The organism is Streptomyces sp. KR80 (genome assembly GCF_052245555.1).
In the GTDB taxonomy this organism is placed as follows: domain Bacteria; phylum Actinomycetota; class Actinomycetes; order Streptomycetales; family Streptomycetaceae; genus Streptomyces.
The window spans coordinates 1-7,941 of record NZ_JBQQCD010000045.1 but is presented as its reverse complement, the minus strand read 5'-3'; the positions used below and the strand labels follow the sequence as shown (position 1 = coordinate 7,941).

Sequence of the window (7,941 nt, the reverse complement as noted above, 5' to 3'; positions counted from 1 at the left end):
GCTGTCGGCCGGACTCGACCAGCACGCCGGTCCCGGCGGCACGGTGGTGATCTCGACGATCGGCGGCACCGGCGGTATCGGGAAGACCTACTTGGCCCTGCGCTGGGCCCACGAGAACCTGGAGCGCCCGCGGCCGGGAGATCATGGGCGATCTGCGGACCGCGTACCAGCGACTGGGCATCCTCATGCTGGAGATTGCCCCGGCAGACTGGTCCGCCCAGCGCCTGCGCGACGCAGGCCCTGGAGCCGTTCGCGCAGCCGTTGGGGGGACCAGTCTGCCGTGCGGTGGCCATCGCGGCGGTGGCGGCGGCCGCCCTGGAGGTTCCTGTGGAGGTGGGTCGGCCGCCGCTTCCCCGCGTAGCGTGTACCGCGCGGACGACGGCTACTGCACGTCGACGTAGTCGCTCGTGGAAGTGGCCGCGCCGGTGGTTGAGGTGCCAGCGAACGTGTAGCGCCAGTAACCGTCGTAGGTGGCGGTGAGGGACGTCTTCAGGCCGCCGTAGCTGTTCGTCGTCACCGTCTTGACGTTGCTGTAGGTGCGCGTGCCCGCCTTGCGGAACTGCAGCGTGACGGACTGGTTCGTGTAGCCCTTGTAGGTGTGCGTCTCCCAGTTGGCCCGGCTCAGCTTACCGGTGACGATGAGGGTCTTGCCCTTGGCGACCGGCTCGGGCGAGGCGTTGGTGGTGAGCTTGGCGTAACGCTTCACCTTGTGGCTCTTGTAGGAGTCGTTCCAGTAGAAGCTGCCGTCACCCGCGAGCGCGGCAGCCGTCACGTGCCAGGTGCCGGCCAGCGCGTTGGCATACAGACCGTTCTCCTCCGGGGCGCCCTGCGGGTCGGCCGTGATCGTCAGCTTGCAGGTCGACGTAGTCGCGCTGCTGGCGGTGCAGGTGGCGGCTTCCTGGTCCGGACCGAGGTAGCCGTCGATGTTGTCGACGTCGGAGCCGTGCCACAGGTCAAGGTACGCGTCCTGGATGCCGGAGGCGTGGCTGGCAGTCAGCAAAACCGTGAACGTCTTCAGGTTGGTAGTACCGACGACGACGTCCTTGCCCGCATGGACGGTGATGTTCGAGACGACCGGCTCATCAGCCACCGCCGAGGTGTTACCGAGCACTGACTTGGCCGCAGCGGCGGAGCCAAAACGCTCACTGGCGTCCGGCTTGTGCGGGCCCTCGACCGGCTGGTACTCGGCGTGGGCGACCGGGACCGCGAGGGCCGCGAGAACGAGGACGCCGGACCCGGCGGCCACGGTGGCACGAATGCGCATGTAGTTCCCCATGAGGAGAAGGGGCACCGCGGTTCGGTAACCGTCACGCGATGCCCGAGCGATCTAGAAGTCTGCTGACTCCACGGATCAGACCCGCCAGACCCAAGCACGGTTGTACGGAAGACGAAGGATCGGTGAACGTCTGCCTAAGAGCACGGGAGCGGGAAGCTCGGAGCGAGGCCGCCAAAGCGCAGGAGCAGCGGTTCGCACAGGAGCGGAGGGACGCGGCGGACACGTTCGCCTTGCACCTGGTCCTCGACAGGGAGACAGGCCGGCAGGCAGCTGCGTGCCCTGGCGTAGTGGCATGGCTTTTGGCCCGAGCGGGTGGTGGCCCAGCTGGCGATGCTGGCCCATCGGGGAGGACGGGGTGTCCGGACACCCTTCACGCAGTCATGGGGCCTGATCGTGGTCGACGAGGCGCACCGCACCAGCGGCTACCTGGGCAAGCCGTGGGCGGTCGTGCACGACAACCCCCGTATGTCAGCGGCCCGCCGGCTCTATAGCGGCGCGATGCACTGAGCAGCCGGATCGACCCAGCCCGGACGACGGCGGCCGACCAGAGGAAGGCGGCGACCGACTATCGCCGGCTCGGGGACCTCGCCGACGCGAACGGCGTCTCGGGCCTGATCGCGGGGCTCCAGGGGCGGCAGAACACGCTCAAGTTGTTCCGGTCGGACATCGTCGCACTACAGAAGAGAGGACTCTCGCAGGACCTGATCGGGCAGCTCGTCGCGATGGGCCCCGAGTCCACTCTCGACCGGCAGCTGCGGGGCGCGAGCGCCGGGCAGATCAAGCAGCTCAACGCCCTCACGAAGAGTGGGGCGAAGCTGTCGACGAGTCCCGGCCGGCGGCGGGGAAGCGGTTCGGGTGTGTCCGCTCCCACGGGCAGGGGATGCCGAGAGGCACAGGTCCCGGCCCACTGAGCTCAGACGATAGGCAGGCGGCTCAAGGGCAGGGGTGAGGACGGGACCATTCTTTGTCGGTGAGGGGCTTCTTGTGGACGGATGGTCCCAGGGGGCCAGTGGAGTCGGGCCCGTCGCCGACCTCGCCCCAGGCACCTCCGTAGCCGAACCATCCCTGGTTGCGGGCATCCTTCAGGTGGTGATATGTGGCCCAGCCAGCGCCGCGGCCTGCGATGTCGGAGACCACACCGTGGGCTTTGTGGATGGGGTAGGAGCCTGCTCGCGGGTAGGTCGCGTGGCTTCCTCGGGCGCTGTAGGCCAGGGGGTGGCCATTGTGCTTGCGGGCCTGCTTCCAAGGCACGGTGCAATAGATGTTGTGCTGGTGGTAGGCCACGGTGACAGCCCGGTTGTTCTTAGCTTGCCGTTTAAGGTCCGGCGTCGAACGCGGCTCGTACTTGATCGGCGTTTTCGCGGTTCAGCGGACGTGAAGGCGACCTTCGGCTGATCCTGTGCTCCGTCACAGAGGCATGAGATCAGCGCGAAGGCCGTGGTCGTGAGTTTGGTGCGTCAGGGCGTCCTGAGGGATGCGTTCGCAGAAGTGTCACGCTTCCGGATGGAGTTGTACGCGTGTCTGACCGCACGCGGGGATGCGTTGTTCGAGCTGTGCGACGCGCTGTTATGTACTGACGGGCCCGTGCGGACGCTGGTCGACCTCGCGCTCGCCCCAGAACACCGCCGCGGGCACGGAGCCCTCTACGGTGGACTCAATCAGGGGCGGATCGACGTCGCCCGGCTTCGCCGAGCTCTGGCCGGGATGCCGCTGCCGAGGGCGGCGGACGGCCGGCTGGTACTGGCCGTGGACGTCTCGCCGTGGCTGCGGCCGGATGCCGGCACCAGCTCTGACCGGGCCTTCTGCCATACGTTCGGCCGGGGTGAGGGCGAGCACCAGATGGTGCCGGGCTGGCCATACTCGGTCGTGGCCGCTCTGGAGACGGGCCGGACCTCGTGGACGGCGGTGCTTGATGCGGTCCGTCTGGAGCCCGGCGCGGATGTCGCCGCGGTGACCACCGTCCAGATCCGCGAAGTCGTCGAACGGCTCGTCGCCGCCGGCCAGTGGAAGGAGGGCGATCCCGAGGTGCTGGTGGTGCTGGACGCGGGCTATGACGCACCCCGCATCACCCACCTGTTGGGCGGCCTGCCGGTGCAGATCCTCGGCCGCTTGCGCTCGGATCGCGTGATGCGACGGCCGACGCCGCCGCGGGTCTACGACCCCAAGGGCGGCCGTCCGCACAAGCACGGCGGCGAGTTCCTCTTCGGCGACCCCGCGAGCTGGGGCGCCGAGCAGGCCGTGACGACCACGGACACCCGCCGCTACGGGGAGGCAACCGCTCAGGGGTGGGACCGGCTCCACCCGCGGCTGACACGGCGTGCGGCCTGGCTCGATCACGACGGGCCACTGCCCATCATCGAGGGCACCGTCATCCGCCTGGTTGTGGAGAAACTGCCCAGCGGCGGAGTGAACAAGCCAGTCTGGCTCTGGTGGTCGAGAACCGGGGCCACCGGCAAGGACGTGGACCGCTGCTGGCAATCGTTCCTGCGTCGCTTCGACCTGGAGCACACCTTCCGCCTGTTCAAGCAGACACTCGGCTGGACCAAGCCCCGGCTTCGCAGTTCAGAGGCAGCCGACCGCTGGACATGGCTGGTGATAGCCGCCCACACCCAGCTCCGGCTCGCCCGCCCACTCGCCGTTGACCTCCGGCGCCCCTGGGAGAAGCCAGCCCCGCCGAACAAACTGACCCCGCCCGAGTCCGGCGTGGGTTCAGAAACCTCTGCGTGAAGACCGGCTCTCCGGCCGGTGCGCCGAAACCGTCCCAGCCCGGGCCCGGCCGGCCACCGGGCTCGAAGAACCGCCGCCCAGCCACCCGTCATGACGTGGGCCGGATTCTTGCGACCGGTGAGGCATACAAACGCCCCGCCCACCACAAAGTCGGCACCAAACCCCGACGTGTCACGCCAGCTCCGAGCAGACGGGAGGCCGCCACTGCCCGATGACCATGCCATCAAGCAGGATGGGCAACATGGACGCGAACGGAAGCGGGCCCCTTGAAGACCTCGTGCACTGGAACGGTGAGCTCTCCGAACTCATCAGAGACGCCCGGGACGGCGAACCAACATCGACTGTCACCTTCCGTCGTCGCCACGCCGTGGCCGCCGTGGAGAAGGTCACCACTGGACTCGCCAGCCCCGGCCAGCTCGTCGACTGGGCACAGGCCGTGCACTTCGAGGACCAGGTGGACGTCGAGGAAGGACACCAGGACCTGCTGACCCAGTTCCTCGTCGAAGCCTCGACCCCCGAGCTGTTCGAACCGGTCACCCGTGAAGTCTGCCAACGATGGCTGCGCGTCCTGCGGACATCGTTGGCCTCCGATGCCGAAGCGGCCGGACGTTAAACGGCAAGCTTATGCGGGTGCGGACTTGTCCAGGCCCATGTTGGCGGTGGCTTCTGAGAGTGGATGACCCCGCTCGTCGGCTGCCTCAGCTTCTTTGGGAGTGGCGTCAGTGGTTACTGGGCGTGGCCGGCGATGGGACGTCCGCCGGTACACCGCCGGGGAGCAGCGCGACGACATCGCCGTACTGGTGGTCCGGAGGCTTCCCGCGCCCCCATTGAATGGCGCCCGCGCGGCAGTGACGAACGTGAGCGAACTTCTGAGCATCCCGGAGGTGGCTGCGTGAGCTGTCCGGCACAGTCCCACGCCCACGTACGGGGGACGGTGCCCGGCATATCAGCCGGACTGACGTAGCTGTGGGCGCCCTACGATCCTCGGTTCCGCGAAGGAGGCTGCCCCATGTTGCAGCGAAACGAGCTCTGCCACCCCGACTTCCAAGCCCTGGCCAAGATTCAGGCAAGCGAGGAGGCGGGGCTGCTGGAGAAGCCGAACGTAGTCGGCGTCGCCCTCGGCTACAAGTACACCGGCGGCAAGAAGACCAACCAGAAGGCTCTGGTGGCGTTGGTCGAGACGAAGCTCGACAAACAGATGCTGGGCAAGGGCGAGCTGGCGCCGGCAAAGATCGGGGAGACGCCGGTCGACGTGCAGGAGGTCGGCATCATCCACGCCGGCCTCGGTCCTAGCCTGACCACGAACGTACCCATGTACATGATGGACGGCATGATGGAGGTGGGTCGGGAGCGGGAGGCCCTGGAGGAGCGCGAGCCGTCGGGCGCCATCACACGCGAACGGTTCGCGCCCGGCATGGCCCCCGTGAGGCCCCAGGTGCTCACCCACAGGGTCCGTCCCGCGTGCGGCGGGGTCAGCATCGGCCACTACAAGATCACCGCGGGGACGCTCGGAACCTGCGTGTACGACGCGCAGTACTTCCCCGGCGCCCCGCCGAAGTACTACGTGCTGTCTAACAACCACGTACTGGCCAATTCCAACGACGCCAAGATCGGCGACCCGATCCTCCAACCCGGTCCGTACGACGGCGGCAGTGCGACGACCGACACGATCGCGTGGCTCAGCAGGTTCGTACCGATCAAGTTCATGCAGAACGGAAACGTGCCGCTGAACTACGTGGACGCGGCCATCGCCGAGGGCGACTTCCGGGACCTGGACAGACGGATCTCCTGGACCGGGGACGTCAAGCGCATCAACTCCGCCCCGCAGATCGACACCGTGGTGCAGAAGTGCGGCAGAACGACCAACTACACCACCGGCCGCGTGCTCAACATCAACGCCACGGTGGATGTCAACTACGGCAACGGGCAGGTCGCCCGGTTCGCCAACCAGATCCTCACCACGCCCATGTCAGCAGGCGGCGACTCCGGCAGCATGGTGTGCGACCTGGAGGAGGGTGCGGTCGGGCTGCTGTTCGCGGGTTCGCCCTACGTGACCATCATGAATCCCATCCCGCTCGTGCAGCAGCTGCTCGGAATCCGCGTCACCGAGACACCCTGACCGGCTCCCGCGGTACGGCGACGGTTCGAGACTGCCGAGATGGAACAACCATGAACGAGAGCAAGTTGTCCGCCGCACTGGCCAAAGCCAGCGGCTGGGTCGGCCAAGTCGCCGGAGTCGTCGCGGTTGGCCAAGGTGAGCAGCCCGACGGTGCCCCCACGATCGACGTGTGGGTCACCAGCCTCGCCGAGGCGGGCCCTCTCCCGGATGAGGTGGGCGGCTACGCCGTCCGTGTGCGGGAGACCGGTGGTCCCATCAAGGCCCAGTGAGCCCCTGCAGCCACGGTGAGTGACAAGAATAGAGCAGAAGCAGCGGAGGACCCGCGCCGTAGATCGGTGCGGGTCCTCATACATGCGCGCCCGGGTCACATCCCAGAGCGGACAACGGACAGAATGAAGGACCCCCATAAGGGCGCAGCTCAGAACCTCTTGTGAGGAAGGGCCGGCCAGGATGGAGTCGACCGTCACAGCCGGAGCGGGGGCTTTCCCCTTGGGCTCTCCAGTGCTCAGCTCGCCCATGGCGGAGGAGGTGGGGGTCGAACCCACACGGCTGCTCAGGCAGCCCAAAGGTTTTCGAGACCGCGGCCGGCGCCACCTGTCGGCTGGCTCCTCCTGGTATTGCGCGGAGAGTGCGCGGATCGAACGCGCGCGGGCTCATCACCCGACGACGGCTTAGCAAGCCGCTGCCTTACCACTCGGCCAACTCTCCAGTTGAACCATCCGGCAAGAGGTGGGCGGCACGAAGAGGCCGCCCAGGCGGAGCGCTCCCCGCGGGCGCTCGGTGTTCCGCGTCGTCTGCGGCTACACGACCGGCCCGGGGCTGCCCGGCGAGGAGTACGAAGAGCGCTGATACGGCTGACTAGTCATCGCGCTCTCCTCCCGTGTGCGTCGTGGCGTGGAACCACTCTGGTGCGTGCGAGGCGGCGCTGCAACGGATTTTCCGTTGCCCAGCGCCACGGTGGGGAGCTGGGCCTGGGGGCGGGGGTGCCACTCCCCCGGCCTTCGGTGGGTGCTGGCTGGTTGTACTGGGCCCGTCAGGCGGTGATGACGCCGTGCCCGATGTGCGCGAGGCAGACTGCGAGCGGGCGGCCGTGCGACGGTCCTGCGTGGTGGTCAGGACGTATGCCTCGATGTCCGGGTGCCAGTGGAATCCGTGCTCTTCCAGGACGGATTTCCGTGCCTGCGTCGCAGGCTTCGCGGGTGTCGGTGGCAGCGACGACACCGTGTGCGGGGTCGACGGTGACGAGGTACATGCCGGTCTCCTCCGGTGGTTTCTCGGCTGCGGCAGGGGGTGCCACTCCCTCGCCGCCGGGGCGGGGCGCCGCTGGTGCCGGCTGCGCTGGGTTCTCCGGGTGGGCCGGGCCCCGGAATTTCGCCCAAAGGTCCGTTAGTGACCTGCTGTCAGCGGCCGTGCGGGCGCGGTAAGTAGGCGGTCCGCTGGAGGTAGCGGTCCAGGAGCATCAGTACCTGTTTGCGATCCCCGGTGATCATGGGGTGCGGGGTAGTAGTGCGGCATGGAGCCGGATGAACCGGGAGAGGGATATGTGCATCCCTGAACGATTCTTTCCCACGCGAAACGCTCGGCTGGGAAACCCAGCCGAGCGTTTGCTTATTGCTCGCCACCACACCAGTGATCAGGTGTTGCGTCGGCCCTGGAATCTGTCCTTCCTCCGGCGGGGACTTGCCTACGCTGCTAGGGACTGTCCGGCAGGTCCCTACCGGAGCCAGAGCCGGATCGCGGCGAGGGTGACCGTGCCCTGGAAGACGTACGCTCTCTTGTCGTATCTGGTGGCGACGGCCCGGAAGCCCTTGAGGGCGTT

Annotated in this window: 6 protein-coding genes, 2 tRNA genes and 2 pseudogenes; 5 read left to right on the top strand and 5 right to left on the bottom strand. The window is 67.7% G+C overall.

Annotation, left to right across the window (positions count from 1 at the left end):
- Both ACTWQI_RS29820 and ACTWQI_RS29815 read right to left on the bottom strand, forming a co-directional pair.
- A partial coding sequence (locus ACTWQI_RS29820) for a hypothetical protein (protein ID WP_443275220.1) occupies positions 1 to 187 on the bottom strand: 187 nt, incomplete at its 3' end.
- A gap of 195 nt (positions 188 to 382) precedes the next feature.
- Entirely contained in the window at positions 383 to 1,264 is an 882-nt protein-coding gene (locus ACTWQI_RS29815) for a calcium-binding protein (RefSeq protein ID WP_443275218.1), read from the bottom strand.
- 324 nt (positions 1,265 to 1,588) lie between these two features.
- Here ACTWQI_RS29815 and ACTWQI_RS29810 point away from each other — a divergent pair, with 324 nt between their 5' ends.
- The 5 genes and pseudogenes from ACTWQI_RS29810 (at position 1,589) to ACTWQI_RS29790 (ending at position 6,391) form a co-directional block, all read left to right on the top strand.
- Positions 1,589 to 1,783 (top strand): hypothetical protein, encoded by a 195-nt coding sequence (locus tag ACTWQI_RS29810; RefSeq protein ID WP_443275222.1) that lies wholly within the window; start codon positions 1,589 to 1,591, stop codon positions 1,781 to 1,783.
- 936 nt (positions 1,784 to 2,719) lie between these two features.
- Positions 2,720 to 4,218: pseudogene (locus ACTWQI_RS29805) on the top strand (NF041680 family putative transposase).
- A 26-nt stretch (positions 4,219 to 4,244) separates the two neighbouring features.
- The gene (locus ACTWQI_RS29800) at positions 4,245 to 4,616 is read left to right on the top strand and encodes a hypothetical protein (RefSeq protein WP_443275216.1); all 372 of its coding nucleotides are present in this window, start codon (positions 4,245 to 4,247) and stop codon (positions 4,614 to 4,616) included.
- Between the two features lie 396 nt (positions 4,617 to 5,012).
- Complete coding sequence (locus ACTWQI_RS29795) at positions 5,013 to 6,122, top strand: serine protease (RefSeq protein ID WP_443275215.1); 1,110 nt, start codon at positions 5,013 to 5,015, stop codon at positions 6,120 to 6,122.
- Positions 6,123 to 6,172: 50 nt separating this feature from the next.
- On the top strand, positions 6,173 to 6,391 hold the full coding sequence (locus ACTWQI_RS29790) for a hypothetical protein (protein WP_443275213.1): 219 nt from the start codon (positions 6,173 to 6,175) through the stop codon (positions 6,389 to 6,391).
- A gap of 248 nt (positions 6,392 to 6,639) precedes the next feature.
- Here the strand turns inward: ACTWQI_RS29790 and ACTWQI_RS29785 are convergent.
- The 3 genes and pseudogenes from ACTWQI_RS29785 to ACTWQI_RS29775 form a co-directional block, all read right to left on the bottom strand.
- Positions 6,640 to 6,734, bottom strand: a tRNA-Ser gene (locus tag ACTWQI_RS29785).
- 10 nt (positions 6,735 to 6,744) lie between these two features.
- Positions 6,745 to 6,830, bottom strand: a tRNA-Ser gene (locus ACTWQI_RS29780).
- Positions 6,831 to 7,836: 1,006 nt separating this feature from the next.
- A pseudogene (locus tag ACTWQI_RS29775) lies at positions 7,837 to 7,941 on the bottom strand (IS5/IS1182 family transposase); the annotation flags it as partial.

Excerpts from the sequence above, each read along its gene's own strand:
- ACTWQI_RS29815 (WP_443275218.1), bottom strand. The coding sequence starts at position 1,264 with ATGCGCATTCGTGCCACCGTGGCCGCCGGGTCCGGCGTCCTCGTTCTC.
- ACTWQI_RS29790 (WP_443275213.1), top strand. The coding sequence starts at position 6,173 with ATGAACGAGAGCAAGTTGTCCGCCGCACTGGCCAAAGCCAGCGGCTGG.
- ACTWQI_RS29795 (WP_443275215.1), top strand. The coding sequence starts at position 5,013 with ATGTTGCAGCGAAACGAGCTCTGCCACCCCGACTTCCAAGCCCTGGCC.
- ACTWQI_RS29800 (WP_443275216.1), top strand. The coding sequence starts at position 4,245 with ATGGACGCGAACGGAAGCGGGCCCCTTGAAGACCTCGTGCACTGGAAC.